This window comes from Candidatus Burkholderia verschuerenii (assembly GCF_001189365.1).
GTDB lineage: Bacteria > Pseudomonadota > Gammaproteobacteria > Burkholderiales > Burkholderiaceae > Caballeronia > Caballeronia verschuerenii.
The window spans coordinates 1-17,525 of record NZ_LFJJ01000036.1; the positions used below are offsets into that span (position 1 = coordinate 1).

Below are 17,525 nucleotides of genomic sequence, written 5' to 3' on the forward strand. Positions count from 1 at the left end.
CCCCCCCCCCCCCCCCCCCCCCCCCCCCCCCCCCCCACCCCCGCGCGGCACGCGCCCCCCGCGCCCAACCCCGCCGTCCACGCCAAGGCGCCGGCGCCGCGCCGCGACCCCGCGCCGTCGCCGGCCCCGCAAGCCAAACGCGTCGCCGATGCGGGCGATATCCCGCCGTGGGAAGAGATTCCGCCAGACGACTACGCGCCCCCGGCATCGTCGGAAGCGGATTACTTTTCCGCGCCCGATGACGGTTTCGTTCCCGCCTTCGACAGCGACAGCGGTCCCGACGACATGCGCTTCGGCAGCGAGACGCCGTCGTATGCGCCTGCGCCGAAGATCGACACCACGCCGTTGCCGCCCGCCGTCGCGCTGGACGCGCTCGGCGTCGCGCTCGAATGGCCGGCGCTCGCCGTCGGTCTGGCGCTGAAGGGCGTGTCGTATCAGCTCGCCTTCAACAGCGAACTCACCGCCTGCGACGCGAACTCGATCAAGCTCGCCGTCGCGGTGCAGATGTACGCCGACACCGCGCACGTCGCCAAGCTCAAGACCGCGCTCGCCGACAAGCTCGGCCGCGCGATCGAAGTCGATGTCACGGTCGGGCCCGCGCGCCGCACCGCCGCCGCACTCGACGCACAGCATCGCGCGAAGCGTCAGCAGGAAGCCGAACAGGAGATCAGACAGGACCCGTTCGTGCAGTCGCTGATCCGCGATTTCGGCGCGAGCATCGTGCAAGGTTCGATCAAGCCGATCGCCACATCGGGCGCGACACCGAATTGAATGACGGCGCGGCGTCCGTCGTGGCGTCGCGCATCCCTAATCGAATGCCGGGTGCGCCCGCGACGGTGTGCTTGCCCGCTACACGTTTCCAGCAAGGAGCCGAATCATGATGAAGAACCAACTCGCCGGGTTGATGAAACAAGCCCAGCAGATGCAAGAGAACATGAAGAAGATGCAGGACCAGCTCGCGCTGATCGAAGTCGAGGGCCAGTCCGGCGCCGGCCTCGTCAAGGTGACGATGACCTGCAAGAACGACGTCAAGCGCGTGTCGATCGACCCGAGCCTGCTCGCCGACGACAAGGACATGCTGGAAGATCTGGTCGCCGCCGCATTCAACGATGCCGTGCGCAAGGCCGAAGCCACCACGCAGGAAAAAATGAGCGGCATGACCGCCGGCATGCCGATGCCGCTGGGCTTCAAGCTGCCGTTCTGATCGCGCGGCACGACGGGCGCACGTCCCTCGTGCCGGCGTTTAAGGAAAACATGAAACAACCTTCAGCCCTGTCGGCGCTGGTCGAGGCGCTGCGCGCGCTGCCCGGCGTCGGACCGAAATCGGCGCAGCGCATGGCGTATCACCTGATGCAGCACGATCGCGCGGCCGCCGAGAAACTCGGGCAATCGCTGCTGTTCGCGACCGAGCATCTGAAGCACTGCGCGAAGTGCAACACCTTCACCGAAGCCGAGATCTGCGAGGTTTGCAGCGACGAGGAGCGCGATCCGGCGCTGCTATGCGTGGTGGAAACGCCCGCCGATCAGATCATGCTCGAACAGACGCTCACGTACAAAGGGCTGTATTTCGTGCTGATGGGACGGCTCAGTCCGCTCGACGGCATCGGGCCGAAGGAAATTCACTTCGAGCGGCTCATCCAGCGCGCGCTCGACGGCGAAGTGCGCGAAGTCGTGCTCGCGACCAACTTCACCAACGAAGGCGAAGCCACCGCGCACTATCTCGCGCAGACGCTCAAGTCGAAGGGGCTCAAGGTCACGCGACTGGCGCGCGGCGTGCCGGTCGGCAGCGAGCTGGAATACGTCGACGCGGGCACCATCGCGCGCGCGATGCTCGACCGCCGCTCCGTCTAAAGGAAATCGAATCCATGACAGAACAGGAAGCCCTCGCGCTCGCGACGCATCGCCATTACAAGGGCGGCTTGTATCGCGTGATCGGCGTGGCGCGCCACTCGGAAACCGAGGAAGCGATGATCGTCTACGAACATCTGTGGCCGCACGAACGCGGTCTGTGGGTGCGTCCCGCCGCGATGTTCAACGAGACGCTCGCCGACGGCACGCCGCGTTTCAAACCGCTCGATATTCCGCTCTAAAAAACACGCACATATAAAGGAGACAACGCCCATGAGCGCAACGGGTTTGCCAAACTCAGGACCACTCGCCGGCGTCAAGGTACTGGAACTGGGCACGCTCATCGCCGGGCCGTTCGCCGCGCGTTTCATGGGCGAGTTCGGCGCGGACGTCATCAAGATCGAAGATCCGAATGGCGGCGATCCGCTGCGCAAATGGCGCAAGCTGTATCCGGAAGTGGGCGGCACGTCGCTGTGGTGGGCAGTGCAGGCGCGTAACAAGAAGTCGGTGACGATCAATCTCAAGAGCGACGAAGGCAAGGAGATCGTCAAACGGCTCGCGAAGGAAGCGGATATCGTTGTCGAAAATTTTCGGCCGGGCCTGCTCGAAAAACTCGGGCTCGGCTATGAAACGCTGTCCGCCGAGAATCCCGGTCTCGTGATGGTGCGACTGTCCGGTTACGGTCAGACCGGGCCGTATCGCGATCGTCCGGGTTTCGGCGCGATCGCCGAATCGATGGGTGGATTGCGTCATATCACCGGCTATCCCGAACTGCCGCCGCCGCGCATCGGCATTTCCATCGGCGATTCGATTGCCGCGCTGCATGGCGTGATCGGCGCGCTGATGGCGCTGCATCACAAGCAGATCAACGGCGGCAAGGGGCAGGTCGTCGACGTCGCGCTGTACGAAGCCGTCTTCAACATGATGGAAAGCGTGGTGCCCGAATACGGCGTGTACGGCATGGTGCGCGAGCGTACCGGCGCGTCGCTGCCGGGCATCGTGCCGTCGAATACGTATCCGTGCCGCGATGGCAGTATCGTGATCGGCGGCAATAGCGATCCGATCTTCAAGCGGCTGATGAAAGCCATCGACCGCGCCGATCTGGCCGACGATCCCGCGCTCGCCTCGAACGATGGCCGCGTGCCGCGCACGCAGGAAATCGACGATGCGATCGCCGCGTGGCTGTCGACGCGCAGCATCGACGAAGCGTTGGTCGTGCTCAACGCCGCCGACGTGCCGGCGGGCCGCATCTACAGCGTCGCAGATATGTTCGCCGATTCGCAATTTCTCGCTCGGCAGATGCTGCAGCGTTTTCCGTGGCAGGACTGCAAGGAAATCACGCTGCCCAACGTCACGCCGAAACTGTCGGAAACACCGGGCGAAACACGCTGGCTCGGCCCCGAACTCGGTGAACACACGGATGAAGTGCTTCAAACGCTCGGGTATCATCCCGACGATATCGCGCGATTACGCGCGAGCAAGGTGATCTGAGCCTCAAAGCCGATCGCGCGCGCAAAACTAAAAGAATCAAGGAGACAACAACGATGAAACGCAGAACGTTCATCGCGAGCGGTGCCGTGCTCGCGAGTGGTGCATGGTCGGCCGCGCCGTTTGCCTTTGCGCAGGGTAAGCCTGAGCAAAGCAAGGTGGCCATCGCGGTTGGCGGGAAGAATCTCTTCTATTACCTGCCGCTGACCATCGCGGAAAAGCGTAACTACTTCAAGGACGAAGGACTCGACGTCGAGATCAGCGATTTCGCCGGCGGCGCGAAGGCCTTGCAGGCGGCGGTCGGTGGCAGCGCGGACGTGGTGTCCGGCGCGTTCGAGCACACGCTGCTGCTGCAGGCGAAAAACCAGTACTTCCGCGAATTTGTGCTGCAAGGACGCGCGCCGCAGATCGTTTTCGCCGTATCGAAGAAGGCGATGCCCAACTACAAGTCGCTCGCCGATCTGAAGGGCAAGAAGATCGGCGTGACCGCGCCGGGTTCGTCGACGTCGATCATGGCGTCGTTCGCGCTGGCGAAGGCCGGCATCAAGCCGACCGATGTCGTGTTCATCGGTGTGGGCGCGGGAGCGGGCGCGATCGCCGCGCTCGAATCCGGCCAGATCGACGCCATCGCCAATCTCGATCCGGTGATGACCAAGCTCGACCGCGCCGGCGATATCCGCATCATCTCCGACACGCGCACGCTCGCCGATACCAAAACCGTGTTCGGCGGCAATATGCCGGCCGGCTGCCTGTACGCGTCGCAGAGCTTCATCACGAAGAATCCGAACACGACGCAGGCGCTGACCAACGCGATGGTGCGCGCGCTGAAGTGGTTGCAGGGCGCATCGGGCAAGGACCTGATCGCGACCGTGCCGGAAGGCTATCTGCTCGGCGATCGCGCGCTGTATCTGGATTCGTGGCAGCACGTCAAGGAGGCGATGTCGCCTGACGGTCTGATGCCGGAAGACGGCCCGTCGACGTCGCTCAAGACCTTGCAGGCCTTCGACGAAACCGTGAAGGGCAAGCCGATCGATCTGTCGAAAGCGTGGACCAACGACTTCGTGAAGAAGGCGCTCGCGACCGTCAAGGCCTGAGCGATGAACGGATCATCGGCTCCGGCGCTCGCGCTGCACGACGTCACCTGCACCTTCGCCTCGCGCGACAATCGGCGCGACCGCTACACCGCCGTGCGCGACACGACGCTGGCGATCGCGTCGGGCGAGTTCGTGTCGGTCGTCGGCCCAACGGGATGCGGCAAGTCCACCTTGCTGAACGTGTCGGCGGGCTTGCTCGCGCCGTCGTCGGGCACGGTGAGCGTGTTCGGCGAAAAGCTTGCGGGCATCAACAAACGCGCGGGCTATATGTTTCAGGCCGATGGCCTGATGGCCTGATGCCCTGGCGCTCGGCGCTCGATAACGTGACGGCCGGCCTCTCGTTCCAGGGCCTGCCGAAGCGCGATGCCGACGCGCGCGGCGAGGAATGGCTCAAGCGCGTGGGACTGGGCGGATTCGGCGATCGTTATCCGCATCAGCTGTCGGGCGGCATGCGCAAGCGCGTCGCGATGGCGCAGACGCTGATTCTCGATCCCGACATCATCCTGATGGACGAGCCGTTTTCCGCGCTCGATATCCAGACGCGCCAGTTGATGGAAAACGAGCTGCTCGATCTGTGGGCCGCCAAGCGCAAGGCCGTGCTCTTCATCACGCACGATCTCGACGAAGCCATTTCGATGTCGGATCGCGTGGTCGTGCTGTCGGCGGGGCCGGGCACGCATCCGATCGGCGAGTTCGCCATCGACTTGCCGCGTCCGCGCGATGTCGCGGAGATTCGCTCGCATCCGCGCTTCGTCGAACTGCATGCGCAGATTTGGGACGTGCTGCGCGAGGAAGTGCTGAAGGGTTATCAACAGCAATTGAGGCAACAGGATCATGTGGAATAGGTTGCGCCCGAATCGCCGCAATCTCATCGTGTGGCAATGGATGCTGCTGATCGCGTGCTTCGTGCTCTGGTACGTGCTGACCAGTCCGACGCTTTTGCCGCCGTTCTATTTCGACGATGCCAACAAGGCCGCGTTCTTCTTCGGCGAACCGCAGAAGGTGCTGATGCGCATCTGGGAGTGGTTCAGCGGCGGCGAAATCTATCTGCATCTGTGGGTGACGCTGATCGAGACCGTGCTGGCGTTCGTGATCGGCACGGTATTGGGGCTGGCGGTCGGCCTGTGGCTCGCGCTCGCGCCGATGACCAGCGCGCTGCTCGATCCGTACATCAAGGCCGCCAACTCGATGCCGCGCGTGATTCTCGCGCCGATCTTCGCGGTGTGGTTCGGACTGGGCATCTGGTCGAAGGTCGCGCTCGGTGTGACGCTGGTGTTTTTCATCGTGTTCTTCAACGTCTATCAGGGCGTGAAGGAAGTCAGTCCGGTCGTGCTCGCCAACGCGCGCATGCTCGGCGCGAATCGCAAGCAGTTGTTGCGGCACGTCTATTTGCCGAGTGCCACGAGCTGGGTGTTTTCGAGCCTGCATACATCGGTCGGGCTGGCCTTCGTCGGGTCGGTGGTCGGCGAATATCTGGGCTCGGTGCGCGGTGTCGGCTATCTGATCCTGCAGGCCGAAGGCACTTTCGACATCAACACCGTGTTCGCCGGGATTCTCGTGCTGACGGCCTTCGCGCTGGTGCTCGACGGTCTCGTCGCGGTGCTCGAACATCGGCTGATGAAATGGCAGCCCAAAAGCGGCGAGACGGAAAAACTTTAGTCTGTCACGCGCGTGTGGTTTGATACGCGGCGACGCATTGCCGCGTGGCCGCTTTGTCTCGTGCGTCGCGCACGACAAAAAATGTCGGTTTTGCGCGCTTGATTCGGATATGTTTTTCTCCCATCGATCGCGCCCGGCATGACGTCGACCCGATGAATCGCGCATCGGCGGCACGGCGCTTCTTACACACACGCTTTGACTGGAATGAGATTGCATACCGACACCACGGTCGCGGTGGCGTTGCCACAGCCGATCGGCGACAGTCTGATCGGGCTGGTTCTCGTCAACAATCTCGTACGCAACGGCTATCGGCCGGTGGTTTTCGGATGGGTCGCCGAGCAACTCGCGGACTGGCTGCCGGCCGTGCGCGTCGGGCGTCCCGGCGAATGGCAGGGCGCTTTCGATAAGGTCATCGAATTTCGGCCGACGGATTACGCGCGCGCATTGAGCCGCAATGGCCGCACGCTGTGTATCGCGACGTTGCCCGAATACGGCGGTTCGAAGCATATGGTCGACCGCATCGTCGATATCGCGGCGAACGTGCTGCAACTTCGCGACGTGACACGCTCGAACGGGCTGATCGTGCCGTCCGGCATCGTGCGCGGACGCATGGCCGAGCGCGTGGTGATCCATCCCACCGGCAGCCATCCGGAGAAGATGTGGGGACGCCGCAAGTTCCTCGCGCTATCGACCATGCTCAGGCATCGCCGGCTCGCGCCGAGCTTTCTGGTCGCGCCGGGCGAAATCGACGGCTGGGGCGATATCGCCCGCGATGGCCACGAAGTCAACGCGCTGCCGCATCTCGGCGATGTCGCCGCGTGGATCGCGGAATCGGGCTGGTTCATCGGCAACGATTCGGGACTCGGGCACCTCGCGTCGTCCATCGGCGTGCCGACGCTCACGCTTTTCATGCGACGCGGACTCGCGCGCTCGTGGCGGCCGGGCTGCTGGGGACCGGGCGCGATCGTGCTGCCGCCGTCGGTGGTGCCGTTCGGCGCGCTGCGGGAGCGCTTATGGCAACGTCTGCTGAGCGTCGGACGCGTGCATGCGGCGTTCGAAAATCTGCAGGGCATCAGCGCGCGGGCCGCGCAGCATCACAAATCGAACGGGCTACGCGAAGTCGATACCGTTCGCGCGGGCATCGTGACCGACGCGTGAACGGCCGCGCCTTTACGCCAAAAGCGCGCCTCACATCTCGATCACGATCTTCCCCGTCACGCGGCGATTCATCATGTCGTCGAGCGCTTGCGGCGTGTCGGCGAGCGCATAGCGTTTCGTCACGACCGGGCGCAGCTTGCCGGCCTTGATCCACTCGACCATCGTCGCGAATTCCTGATCGGCAAGCGCATGCTCGCGGCGCATGTGATCGCCCCAGAACACGCCGACGATGCTCGCGCCCTTCAGCAGCGCGAGATTGAGCGGCAGCTTCGGGATCTCGCCGTTGGCGAATCCCACGACCAAATATCTCCCGCGCCAGCCGATGCTGCGAAACGCCGGCTCCGCATACGCGCCGCTCACCGGATCAAATATGACATCCGGCCCGCGACCGTCGGTCAGCGCCTTGACGCGCTCGCGCAAATCCTCGTTCGCATAGTCGATGCCGTCATCCGCGCCGTGCTGCTTGCAGAACGCGATCTTCTCCTGGCTCGACGCCGCCGCGATCACCCGCGCGCCGACGATCTTGCCGATCCTGGATCGCCGCCAGCCCGACGCCGCCCGCCGCGCCGAGCACGAGCAGCGTATCGCCGGCCTTGAGCTGTCCGCGATCCACCAGCGCGTGATACGAGGTGCCGTAGGCGAGCGTGAAGGCGGCGGCATCGGCGAAATCGACGTCGTCGGGAAGCGGAATGCAGGCCGCCTCGCTGGCGCGCGCCTGCTCGGCGAACGCGCCTTGCGTGGTATAAGCGGCCACGCGCATGCCGGGCCTGAAGCGCTGCACGCCCGCGCCGACCTCGCGCACGATGCCCGCGAACTCCGCACCCGGCGTAAACGGCAGCGGCGGCTTGAACTGATATTTGTTCTGGATGATCAGCACGTCGGGAAAATTGACGCTCGCCGCCTTCACATCGATGATCATGTCGCCCGCTTCGGGATGAAGGTCGGGCAGCGTCTCGATAGAAAGCGTGTCGGGTAGTCCGTGTTCGTTGCATCGTACGGCGCGCATGGTGTCTCCTTGATTGGCCGGCTCAGTGTAGGGCAGAGCGCACAGTGTTGCCGAGCGTTCCATGCTTGCCTTTCAGTCGTCCGCGTGCCATGTTTCCTCGGTTACAATCGCCGGATGCGAATCCTACTCAGCAATGACGACGGTTATCTGGCGCGCGGCATCAACGTGCTGCACGCCGCTTTGCAGCCGCTCGGCGATGTCACGGTCATGGCGCCGGAACAGAACTGCAGCGGTTCATCGAACTCGCTTACGCTGTCGCGGCCGTTGTCCGTGCATCAGGCGCCGAACGGTTTCAATTTCGTCAACGGCACGCCGACCGACTCCGTGCATATCGCGCTGACGGGCATGCTCGAGCACAAGCCCGACCTCGTTGTGTCGGGCATCAACAACGGTCAGAACGTCGGCGAAGACACTTTGTATTCCGGCACGGTCGCGGCTGCCACCGAAGGGTTCATGTTCGGCGTGCCGTCCATCGCGTTCTCGCTGGTCGGGCGCGACTGGCTGCATCTCGAAGATGCCGCGCGCGTCGCCGCCGAAATCACCGCGCATTTTCTGGATCACCCGATGCCGGGGCATCCGTTGCTCAACGTGAACATTCCCAGCCTGCCGTACGATCAACTCGGCGAGTGGAAAGCCACGCGGCTGGGCAAGCGGCATCCGTCGCAGCCGGTCATTCGGCAGACCGATCCGCGCGGCAATCCGATCTACTGGATCGGTCCTTCCGGCGACGCGCTCGACGCGAGCGAAGGCACCGACTTCCACGCGGTGGCGAACGGCTTCGTGTCGATCACGCCGCTGCAACTCGATCTCACGCATACGAAGCTCATGGCCGAGACGCGCGAATGGGCGCGTGCCGGGAGCCATCGCACATGACGGACGAGCGCGCCAAGCGCTTCCCGCTGGCGCTCGCGGATCTGGTGCGCGAGCCGCGTAAGCCCGCCGGCCGCGCCGATGCCTCGCGCAGCAAGCGCGCGGGCGTCGTGTCGCTGACGTCGACGTCCAGCGCGACGAAGCCCGTTCCGGCCGATACCAAGCGCACCACGCACGGCACCACGCATGCCACGCCCGCGCGGACGAGCGCGGCCCGTCCCACACCGCGTCCGGGCGAACGCGACCTGAACGCCGCCTCCGTCGCGACGAAGAAGGGCGCGCCCAACGTCGCGCTGGCCAGCACGCAGACGCTGACCTCGGAACGGGTCCGCGAGCGCATGGTCGAACGGCTGCGCGCCAACGGCATCACCGATCCGCGCGTGCTGAACGCGATGTCGGTCGTGCCGCGCCATATGTTCGTCGATCCGGGGCTGGCCGCGCAGGCGTACGAAGACGCCGCGCTGCCGATCGGTCATCACCAGACCATCTCGAAGCCGTCGGTCGTCGCGCGCATGATCGAACTGGTCGCGACCGGCCGCCGGCTCGACAAGGTCCTGGAGATCGGCACGGGCTGCGGCTATCAGGCGGCGGTGTTGTCGCAGGTGGCCCGCGAGGTGTATTCCATCGAACGCGTGCGTCCGTTGTCGGAGCGCGCCAAACTCAATCTTCGGCCGCTGCGCGTGCCGAATATCAGGCTGCATTACGGCGACGGCCGGTTGGGTCTCGCCGCCGCGCCGTTCGACGCCATCGTCATCGCCTGCGCCGGGCTCGACGTGCCGCAGGATCTGCTCGATCAACTGGCGGTCGGCGGCAGACTCGTCGCGCCGGTCGGATCGCAGACCGCGCAGTCGCAGGTGCTGACGCTGGTGACGCGCGTTTCGCCCACACAATGGCGGGAAGAGCAGCTTGATCGTGTTTTCTTTGTACCCTTAAAATCCGGAGTGATTTGACACCGATGAGTATCTTGCGTGTTAAGCGAGAAGTGAGTGCGGACGTTCGCCTGACGGCGGCGCAACGCGTCGTTTGTATCGTTGCGCTGTCCGTGCTGGCCGCCTGTTCCTCGCGTCTCGACCAGGCGCCGGTCGTCGACCGGACGGGCGCGGCCCTCAGCACTACCGCGGCGCAGACGCCGGACAACGGTCCGCTGCAGCCCGGTTATGTGCGTGTGAAGCCGGGCGACACCCTATATCGGATCGCACTAGAAAACGGTCAGAATTATCACGACATCGCAACGTGGAACAACCTGACCAATCCTAACCAGATCGAAGTCGGCCAGTTGATGCGCGTCGCGCCTCCGGGAGCCAACGTGGCGGCGGCGACGCCGGGCGTGGCGACTGCGCTGATCACCGGCGGCGGCGTGCAGGCTCAGCCGCTCAACGGCACGAACAACGGCTACGCGCAGCCCGGCGTAACGACGGGCGCGACGGGACAGCCGCCGTATTACGGTCCGAATTCGGGCATGGGCGCGGCGGCGGGTGCAGCGGGCATGGCCTCGGGCGCGGCGCCGAACTTTCCGGCGACGCCCGGCGCGGATAACGGCGCGGCCGCTCAGCCGGCGTTCATCTGGCCGGCGCGCGGTCCGATCCTCGGTACCTTCGACGACGCCAAGAACAAGGGCTTGAACATCGGCGGCGCGGCGGGCGATCCGGTGATCGCATCGGCCGATGGGCGCGTGGTTTATTCGGGAAATGGGCTGCGCGGATACGGTAATCTCATTATCATCAAGCACGACGCAACTTTTCTCACGGCATACGCACACAACCGGGCTTTGATGGTAAAAGAAGGGGACGCGGTGACCAAAGGGCAGAAGATCGCTGAGATGGGTAACAGCGATTCGGACCGCGTGATGTTGCATTTCGAAGTTCGCCGGCAGGGTAAACCTGTTGACCCACTGAAGTATTTGCCACCGCAATAAAGCGCGCGCTGCAATAATGCGAAACCATCATGCCGAAAACGAAGCGCCGCTTGCCGCAAGCCGAGACCGAGACCAGCAGCCGACCGTTGCAAGTGTCGGCGGACGACGGCGCTTCCGCCCGTGACGAAGACGTCGAGCAAATCGAGGTCGAGTTCGAGGGTGATGGAGACAGCGAAGAAGAGGGCGGGCGTCGCGGCAAGGGCAACAAGGAGGAATCGGGCGAAAGCGCAAACGATTCCGCGCCCGACGTCGACGACTTCCGCTCCATGCTGCAGGCCGAGCTCACGGCCGACACCATCCAGCATTATCTGAACCGCATCAGCGTGAAGCCGCTGCTCACCGTCGAGGAAGAGCAGCGCTATTCGCGGCTGGCCAAAGCCGGCGAATTCGACGCGCGTCAGGTCATGATCGAGCGCAATCTGCGGCTCGTGGTTAGCATCGCGAAGGGATATCTCAACCGTGGCGTGCCGCTGCTCGATCTGATCGAGGAAGGCAATCTCGGTTTGATGCACGCCATCGAGAAATTCGATCCGACGCGCGGTTTCCGCTTTTCGACGTATGCCACCTGGTGGATTCGCCAGAGCATCGAACGCGCGATCATGAATCAGGCGCGCACCGTGCGCCTGCCCGTGCATGTGATTCGCGAATTGAATCAGGTGCTGCGCGCCAAGCGTCATATCGAAAAGAATTCCGCCAATTCGACCGATGCCGTCGCGCCCGAGCGCCGCGACGCCAGCATCGACGATATCGCCTATCTCACCGGCAAGACGCCCGAGGAAGTCACCGACATCCTCGCGCTCAACGAACACACGGCCTCGCTCGACGCGCCGCTCGACCTCGATCCGGGCAGCAGCCTGCTCGATCTGTTGTCGGACGACCAGAGCCAGTCGCCCGATGCGGAAGTGCAACATCGCGAACTCGAGTCGTTTACGCGTCTGTGGCTGTCGCGTTTATCCGACAAACACCGGCATGTAATCGAACGGCGCTTCGGGCTGAACCATATCGAGCCGGCCACGCTCGAAGAACTCGCCGACGAAATGGGCCTGACGCGCGAACGCGTGCGCCAGATCCAGCAGGAAGCGCTCGTGCGGCTCAAGCGGTTCTTCGCGTCCAACGGCGTGCGTAAAGACGCCGTGCTCTAACGTCTCAACGACGCCGCGAGGCGTCACGTTTTCCGATTCAATGACTCCCATTCTCGTTTTCGACATCGAGACGATTCCCGATGTCGACGGCATTCGCCGTCTCGAAGATTTGCCCGCCGATCTCTCCAACCGCGAAGTTGCCGAACATGCGTTCGAAGCGCGCCGCGAGCGCGTGGGCAACGATTTTCTGCCGCATCATCTGCAACGCGTCGCGGCGATCTCCTGCGTGTTCCGCGATAACAACGGTTTTCGCGTGCGCTCGCTCGGCACGCCCGCCGACGGCGAAGCGGCGCTGATCCAGTCGTTCTATCGCGTGATCGAAAAATACACGCCGCAACTGGTGTCGTGGAACGGCGGCGGTTTCGATCTGCCGGTGCTGCATTACCGCGCGCTGGTGCATGGCATTGCGGCACCGCGATATTGGGATCAGGGACAGGACGATCGCGAGTTCAAGTTCAACAACTATCTCAGCCGCTACCACCCGCGGCACACCGATCTGATGGACGTGCTGGCGATGTATCAGGCGCGCGCCAATGCGCCGCTCGATGCGCTCGCCAAGCTGTGCGGCTTTCCCGGCAAGCTCGGCATGGACGGCGGCCGAGTCTGGGATGCCTATTGCGACGGCCAGATCGAGGAAATCCGCAACTATTGCGAGACCGACGTCGTCAACACCTACCTGATGTACTGCCGATTCCAGATGATGCGCGGCGGTTTCACGTCCGACGAATACGCGGACGAAATCAACTTCGTCAAGAACGCGCTCGCGCAGGAAGCGTCGCCGCATTGGGCCGAATATCTGGCGGCGTTCGGACAGTAGTCGCGGCAGGGCGATGACGTTCGTCTACAATCTCGCCTTTGCCATCCCGTCAGCCAGGAAGTACGCAGGTGTCTGAAACCGCTCGAAAAAATTCCCCACGCCGCCGCGCCGCGCCGGCCAAATCCGTCACGGTCGATCCGAACTTCGTCGCGCCCGAAATCGATATCGTGTCGCTCGACGCGGAAGCGCGCGGCGTCGGCCGTACCGTCAACGAGGACGGCGAACCGGGCAAGGTGATCTTCGTCGAAGGCGCGTTGCCGGGCGAGCGGGTGAGCTATACGAGCTATCGCCGCAAGCCGAGTTTCGAGCAGGCGCAGGTGGTCAAGGTGTTGCGCGAAGCCGTCATCCGCACCACGCCGAAGTGCACGTTTTTCGGCACCTGCGGCGGCTGCTCGATGCAGCATCTCGATGTGCGCGCGCAGATTGCCGTGAAACAGCGCGTGCTGGAAGACAACCTCGAGCATCTGTCGAAACTGCGCGCCGAAACGATGTTCCGCCCGATCCATGGTCCGTCGTGGGGATATCGCTATCGCGCGCGGCTGACGGTGCGGCACGTCGAGAAGAAGGGCGGCGTGCTGGTTGGCTTTCACGAGCGCAAGAGCAGCTACGTCGCCGATATGACGAGCTGCGAAGTGCTGCCGCCGCATGTCTCGGCGATGCTGGTGCCGCTGCGTCATCTGGTGGCGGGTCTGTCGATCCGCGATCGCATGCCGCAGATCGAACTCGCCGTCGGCGCGGACGTGACGGCGCTGGTGCTGCGCATCCTCGAACCGCTGACGGAGGCCGACGAAGCGCTCCTGCGCAGCTTCGCCGACGAGCACAACGTGCAGTTCTGGCTTCAGCCGAAGGGCCCGGACACGGTGTATCCGTTCTATCCGCTCGATCGCGAACTGGCCTACACGCTGCCGGAATTCGCGATCCGCATGCCGTTCAAGCCGACCGATTTCACGCAGGTGAATCACCAGATCAACCGCGTGCTGGTGGCGCGCGCGTTGTCGCTGCTCGCGCCGCTGCCGGGCGATCGCGTGCTCGATCTGTTTTGCGGCATCGGCAACTTCACGCTGCCGCTGGCGCGCCGTTCGCGCGAAGTGGTTGGCATCGAAGGCAGCGAGGCGCTGACGACGCGCGCGCTGGAGAACGCCCGCGCCAATGGCGTCGACGGTCATACGTCGTTCGCGTGCCGCAACCTATTCGAAGTGACCGCCGACGATTTCCGCGCGCTCGGCGCGTTCGACAAATTCCTGATCGATCCGCCGCGCGAGGGCGCGCTCGCGGTGTCGAAGGCGCTGGCCGATCTCGCGCAGGCTGGCGAGCAAGCGCTGCTGCCCAAGCGTATCGTCTACGTGTCCTGCAATCCGGCGACGCTCGCGCGCGACGCGGGTCTGCTCGTGCACGAGGCGGGATATCGGATGAAGGGCGCGGGCGTCGTGAACATGTTCCCGCATACGTCGCACGTCGAATCGATTGCGCTGTTCGAGCGCGATTGAATGAACGCGCGTTTTCCGCAGACGCAAAAAAACCGGCCCGAAGGCCGGTTTTTTATTGCCGGTTTTTGTTGCAACCGGCCGCGATCAGTTGCGGTTGCCGCCGAAAATGCCGAGCAGCGCCAGCAGGTTCGTGAAGACGTTGTACAGGTCGAGGTAAATCGCCAGCGTCGCGCTGATGTAGTTCGTTTCGCCGCCGTTCACCACGCGCTGCACGTCGAACAGCATGTACGCCGAGAAGATCACGATGGCGAGCACCGAGATGGTCATCATCAGCGCGGGCAGTTGCAGGAAGATGTTCGCGAACGCCGCCAGCAGAATGACGATCACGCCCATGAACAGGAACTTGCCCAGTCCCGAGAAATCGCGCTTGCTCACGGTGGCGATGGTCGCCATGGCCGCGAAGATCACGCCGGTGCCGCCGAAGGCCATCATGATGAGCTGCGGCCCGTTCGAAAACCCGAGGATGAAGCTCAGCAGACGCGAGAGCATCAGTCCCATGAAGAACGTAAAGCCGAGCAGGACGACGACGCCCATGCCGCTGTTCTTGGTTTTTTCGATCGCGAACATGAAGCCGAACGCGATCGCGAGAAACGCGATGAAGCTCATGGTCGGGCTGGTCGCCGCGAACAGCGAGAAGCCGGTCGCCACGCCCACCCAGGCGCCGAGCACCGTCGGCACCATCGAGAGCGCGAGCAGCCAGTAGGTGTTGCGCAGCACGCGGTTGCGCACCTCAACCGAGGTGACGCTGCCATTACGGCCAAATCCGTAGGGTGATTCGTTCATGGTTTCTCCTTACTCCAATAGTCGATCGTCGGTCGGTCTTGCCGCGACTTCCGTCATACACCGATGTTAAGGTCGCGGACTTAAGCCAGTATTAGGACCGAATCCGGTGCGCCGCCCGACATGCCCAGGCTTGCAACGCGCCGTTTCGTTCCAATATGGGCCCCGCGCGACGCGAAATCAATGCTTCCGGGCCCAATTTCGCGTGCGTGCCAGGCTCGAGTCCTCGCAGGGTTTTATCCTTACGATGCCGCAAGGTTTCAATCGCAATCATACCCTGCTTCGTGCTACAATTGTCGATTAGTTTTAATCCGTAAACCGTTCATTTTTTGGAGTTTTTCATGGCGATCGAGCGCACCCTGTCGATTATCAAGCCGGATGCAGTAGCTAAGAACGTTATCGGCCAGATCTACAGCCGCTTCGAAGGCGCGGGCCTGAAGATCATTGCGTCGCGCATGGTTCATCTGTCGCGTGCGGATGCGGAAAAGTTCTACGCCGTGCACGCAGCACATCCGTTCTTCAAGGACCTCGTCGAATTCATGGTGTCGGGCCCGGTCATGATCCAGGTTCTGGAAGGCGAAAACGCCATCGCCAAGAATCGCGACCTGATGGGCGCGACGGATCCGAAGAAGGCGGACAAGGGCACGATCCGCGCCGACTTCGCCGACAGCATCGACGCGAACGCAGTCCACGGCTCGGACGCGCCGGAAACGGCAGCTCAGGAAGTAGCGTTCTTCTTCCCGGGCGTGAACGTCTACTCGCGTTAATCGTCACAGGAATCGTCTGCCGCAAAAAGCAGCGGGCGATTGAAGCAAGCGTTGGTCGCCGTGGCGGCTTTCGAACGCCGCCGTCGGCATCGCGCCTCGACGCAAAATAGCTGAACAAAAAAGCAAGACATGGCGCGAACGGTCTCGGAACACATTTTCCGGGCTTCGCAATCTTGAAATGGCACATCTCGATATGACGAGCAGCAGCACCGTCAACCTTCTCGATCTCGACGCCGACGGGCTCACCGCGTATTGCGGCAGCCTGGGCGAAAAGCCGTTTCGCGCCAAGCAGTTGCAGCGCTGGATCCATCAATACGGTGCCGAAGACTTCGACGGCATGACGGATCTCGCGAAATCGCTGCGCGAAAAACTCAAGGGCCGCGCCAACATGGCGATGCCCGACATCATTTGCGACCACGTTTCCACCGACGGCACGCGCAAGTGGCTGATCGACGTCGGCAACGGCAACGCGGTCGAAACCGTGTTCATCCCCGAAGAAACACGCGGCACGCTGTGCGTGTCGTCGCAGGCGGGATGCGCGGTCAATTGCCGGTTCTGTTCCACCGGCAAGCAAGGTTTCTCGCGCAATCTGACGACCGGTGAAATCATCGGTCAGTTGCGCATGGCGGAATTCGCGCTGCGTAAGTCCTACGGCCGCGAAGTGGGCGGGCCGGGCAAGGGCGAGCGCGTCGTCACCAATGTCGTGATGATGGGCATGGGCGAGCCGCTGCTGAACTACGACGCCGTCGTGCCCGTCATGCGCCTGATGCTCGACGACAACGCCTACGGCCTGTCGCGCCGCCGCGTGACGCTGTCCACCTCCGGCGTCGTGCCGATGATGGACCGTCTCGGCGCGGATTTGCCGGTGGCGCTCGCGGTATCGCTGCATGCGCCGAACGATCCGCTGCGCGACATGCTGGTGCCGCTCAACAAGAAGTATCCGCTGCGTGAATTGATGGCGGCGTGCCAGCGTTATCTGAAGGTCGCGCCGCGCGATTTCATCACCTTCGAGTACTGCATGCTCGACGGCGTCAACGATACCGAGCAGCACGCGCGCGAACTGCTCGCCGTCACGCGCGACGTGCCGTGCAAGTTCAACCTCATTCCGTTCAATCCGTTCCCCGAGTCGGGGCTGATGCGCTCGAAGAACGAGCAGATCAAGCGCTTCGCGCAGATCCTGATGGATGCGGGCATCGTCACGACCGTGCGCAAGATGCGCGGCGACGATATCGACGCGGCATGCGGCCAGTTGGCGGGCGAAGTGCAGGATCGCACGAAGCTTGCCGAGCGCACGAGCCGCGCGGCGAGTAAGGTGATCGAGGTGCGCGCGGTCTGACGGAGCACGCCGGGCCGGCGTCGAGCCCGTGTCTCCGAGTCAATAAAAAGAAAAATCCGACAAAAAGGCGCGGCCAGCGCTCGGATGCGGCACGGAAAGCCGCACATTTTGTTATAAAGCCGTCTGCGACGGCGCCCAGGTTGTATCGTTCGCGTGGT

Annotated in this window: 17 protein-coding genes and 2 pseudogenes; 17 read left to right on the forward strand and 2 right to left on the reverse strand. The window is 63.5% G+C overall.

Going from position 1 to position 17,525, the window contains the following annotated elements; genetic code table 11:
- The 9 genes and pseudogenes from BVER_RS29995 to BVER_RS09470 all read left to right on the forward strand — a co-directional run.
- A partial coding sequence (locus tag BVER_RS29995; RefSeq protein WP_332309080.1) for a DNA polymerase III subunit gamma/tau C-terminal domain-containing protein occupies positions 1 to 771 on the forward strand: 771 nt, incomplete at its 5' end.
- A 106-nt stretch (positions 772 to 877) separates the two neighbouring features.
- Complete coding sequence (locus BVER_RS09435) at positions 878 to 1,204, forward strand: YbaB/EbfC family nucleoid-associated protein (protein WP_050453070.1); 327 nt, start codon at positions 878 to 880, stop codon at positions 1,202 to 1,204.
- Positions 1,205 to 1,254: 50 nt separating this feature from the next.
- Positions 1,255 to 1,851, forward strand: coding sequence for a recombination mediator RecR (gene recR / locus BVER_RS09440; RefSeq protein ID WP_050453094.1), 597 nt, complete (start codon positions 1,255 to 1,257; stop codon positions 1,849 to 1,851).
- Positions 1,852 to 1,865: 14 nt separating this feature from the next.
- Positions 1,866 to 2,090 carry a DUF1653 domain-containing protein gene (locus BVER_RS09445; protein ID WP_050453071.1) on the forward strand — a complete coding sequence of 75 codons (225 nt, stop codon included), beginning with the start codon at positions 1,866 to 1,868 and terminating at the stop codon, positions 2,088 to 2,090.
- A 31-nt stretch (positions 2,091 to 2,121) separates the two neighbouring features.
- A complete protein-coding gene (locus BVER_RS09450; protein WP_050453072.1) occupies positions 2,122 to 3,339 on the forward strand; it encodes a CaiB/BaiF CoA transferase family protein in 1,218 nt (405 codons plus the stop codon).
- A gap of 53 nt (positions 3,340 to 3,392) precedes the next feature.
- Positions 3,393 to 4,430, forward strand: a complete 1,038-nt coding sequence (locus tag BVER_RS09455; protein WP_050453073.1) for an ABC transporter substrate-binding protein — start codon at positions 3,393 to 3,395, stop codon at positions 4,428 to 4,430.
- Between the two features lie 3 nt (positions 4,431 to 4,433).
- Positions 4,434 to 5,275 (forward strand): annotated as a pseudogene (locus tag BVER_RS09460) (ABC transporter ATP-binding protein).
- Positions 5,265 to 6,089 (forward strand): ABC transporter permease, encoded by an 825-nt coding sequence (locus BVER_RS09465; RefSeq protein WP_050453074.1) that lies wholly within the window; start codon positions 5,265 to 5,267, stop codon positions 6,087 to 6,089. Before BVER_RS09460 ends, BVER_RS09465 begins: the two are co-directional and overlap by 11 nt.
- Before the next feature lie 204 nt (positions 6,090 to 6,293).
- Positions 6,294 to 7,247 carry a glycosyltransferase family 9 protein gene (locus tag BVER_RS09470; RefSeq protein WP_050453075.1) on the forward strand — a complete coding sequence of 318 codons (954 nt, stop codon included), beginning with the start codon at positions 6,294 to 6,296 and terminating at the stop codon, positions 7,245 to 7,247.
- 30 nt (positions 7,248 to 7,277) lie between these two features.
- On the opposite strand, the pseudogene BVER_RS09475 reads toward BVER_RS09470, so the two are convergent.
- Positions 7,278 to 8,253 (reverse strand): annotated as a pseudogene (locus BVER_RS09475) (NADPH:quinone oxidoreductase family protein).
- Positions 8,254 to 8,367: 114 nt separating this feature from the next.
- On the opposite strand from BVER_RS09475, the gene surE reads away from it, so the two are divergent.
- The 6 genes from surE (at position 8,368) to rlmD (ending at position 14,484) form a co-directional block, all read left to right on the forward strand.
- Positions 8,368 to 9,126, forward strand: a complete 759-nt coding sequence (gene surE, locus BVER_RS09480) for a 5'/3'-nucleotidase SurE (protein ID WP_050453076.1) — start codon at positions 8,368 to 8,370, stop codon at positions 9,124 to 9,126.
- Entirely contained in the window at positions 9,096 to 10,073 is a 978-nt protein-coding gene (locus BVER_RS09485) for a protein-L-isoaspartate(D-aspartate) O-methyltransferase (protein WP_083452109.1), read from the forward strand. Before surE ends, BVER_RS09485 begins: the two co-directional genes overlap by 31 nt.
- 5 nt (positions 10,074 to 10,078) lie before the next feature.
- Entirely contained in the window at positions 10,079 to 11,038 is a 960-nt protein-coding gene (locus tag BVER_RS09490; protein ID WP_050453078.1) for a peptidoglycan DD-metalloendopeptidase family protein, read from the forward strand.
- A 29-nt stretch (positions 11,039 to 11,067) separates the two neighbouring features.
- Positions 11,068 to 12,180, forward strand: coding sequence for an RNA polymerase sigma factor RpoS (gene rpoS / locus BVER_RS09495; RefSeq protein WP_050453079.1), 1,113 nt, complete (start codon positions 11,068 to 11,070; stop codon positions 12,178 to 12,180).
- 40 nt (positions 12,181 to 12,220) lie between these two features.
- Positions 12,221 to 12,997 carry a 3'-5' exonuclease gene (locus BVER_RS09500; RefSeq protein WP_050453080.1) on the forward strand — a complete coding sequence of 259 codons (777 nt, stop codon included), beginning with the start codon at positions 12,221 to 12,223 and terminating at the stop codon, positions 12,995 to 12,997.
- 158 nt (positions 12,998 to 13,155) lie between these two features.
- Entirely contained in the window at positions 13,156 to 14,484 is a 1,329-nt protein-coding gene (gene rlmD, locus BVER_RS09505; protein ID WP_232316468.1) for a 23S rRNA (uracil(1939)-C(5))-methyltransferase RlmD, read from the forward strand.
- Between the two features lie 84 nt (positions 14,485 to 14,568).
- Here rlmD and BVER_RS09510 read toward each other — a convergent pair whose 3' ends face one another.
- Positions 14,569 to 15,267: a Bax inhibitor-1/YccA family protein gene (locus tag BVER_RS09510; protein ID WP_050453082.1), complete on the reverse strand. Its 699-nt coding sequence runs from the start codon at positions 15,265 to 15,267 to the stop codon at positions 14,569 to 14,571.
- A gap of 338 nt (positions 15,268 to 15,605) precedes the next feature.
- On the opposite strand from BVER_RS09510, the gene ndk reads away from it, so the two are divergent.
- Together ndk and rlmN are read left to right on the forward strand one after the other, a co-directional pair.
- Positions 15,606 to 16,031 carry a nucleoside-diphosphate kinase gene (ndk, locus tag BVER_RS09515; RefSeq protein ID WP_050453095.1) on the forward strand — a complete coding sequence of 142 codons (426 nt, stop codon included), beginning with the start codon at positions 15,606 to 15,608 and terminating at the stop codon, positions 16,029 to 16,031.
- 193 nt (positions 16,032 to 16,224) lie between these two features.
- Positions 16,225 to 17,367: a dual-specificity RNA methyltransferase RlmN gene (rlmN, locus tag BVER_RS09520; RefSeq protein ID WP_050453096.1), complete on the forward strand. Its 1,143-nt coding sequence runs from the start codon at positions 16,225 to 16,227 to the stop codon at positions 17,365 to 17,367.
- Positions 17,368 to 17,525 lie beyond the last annotated feature (158 nt).

Coding starts and splice junctions, on each gene's coding strand:
- BVER_RS09435 (WP_050453070.1), top strand. CDS start 878: ATGATGAAGAACCAACTCGCCGGGTTGATGAAACAAGCCCAGCAGATG.
- recR (WP_050453094.1), top strand. CDS start 1,255: ATGAAACAACCTTCAGCCCTGTCGGCGCTGGTCGAGGCGCTGCGCGCG.
- BVER_RS09445 (WP_050453071.1), top strand. CDS start 1,866: ATGACAGAACAGGAAGCCCTCGCGCTCGCGACGCATCGCCATTACAAG.
- BVER_RS09450 (WP_050453072.1), top strand. CDS start 2,122: ATGAGCGCAACGGGTTTGCCAAACTCAGGACCACTCGCCGGCGTCAAG.
- BVER_RS09455 (WP_050453073.1), top strand. CDS start 3,393: ATGAAACGCAGAACGTTCATCGCGAGCGGTGCCGTGCTCGCGAGTGGT.
- BVER_RS09465 (WP_050453074.1), top strand. CDS start 5,265: ATGTGGAATAGGTTGCGCCCGAATCGCCGCAATCTCATCGTGTGGCAA.
- BVER_RS09470 (WP_050453075.1), top strand. CDS start 6,294: ATGAGATTGCATACCGACACCACGGTCGCGGTGGCGTTGCCACAGCCG.
- surE (WP_050453076.1), top strand. CDS start 8,368: ATGCGAATCCTACTCAGCAATGACGACGGTTATCTGGCGCGCGGCATC.
- BVER_RS09485 (WP_083452109.1), top strand. CDS start 9,096: ATGGGCGCGTGCCGGGAGCCATCGCACATGACGGACGAGCGCGCCAAG.
- BVER_RS09490 (WP_050453078.1), top strand. CDS start 10,079: ATGAGTATCTTGCGTGTTAAGCGAGAAGTGAGTGCGGACGTTCGCCTG.
- rpoS (WP_050453079.1), top strand. CDS start 11,068: ATGCCGAAAACGAAGCGCCGCTTGCCGCAAGCCGAGACCGAGACCAGC.
- BVER_RS09500 (WP_050453080.1), top strand. CDS start 12,221: ATGACTCCCATTCTCGTTTTCGACATCGAGACGATTCCCGATGTCGAC.
- BVER_RS09510 (WP_050453082.1), bottom strand. CDS start 15,267: ATGAACGAATCACCCTACGGATTTGGCCGTAATGGCAGCGTCACCTCG.
- ndk (WP_050453095.1), top strand. CDS start 15,606: ATGGCGATCGAGCGCACCCTGTCGATTATCAAGCCGGATGCAGTAGCT.
- rlmN (WP_050453096.1), top strand. CDS start 16,225: ATGACGAGCAGCAGCACCGTCAACCTTCTCGATCTCGACGCCGACGGG.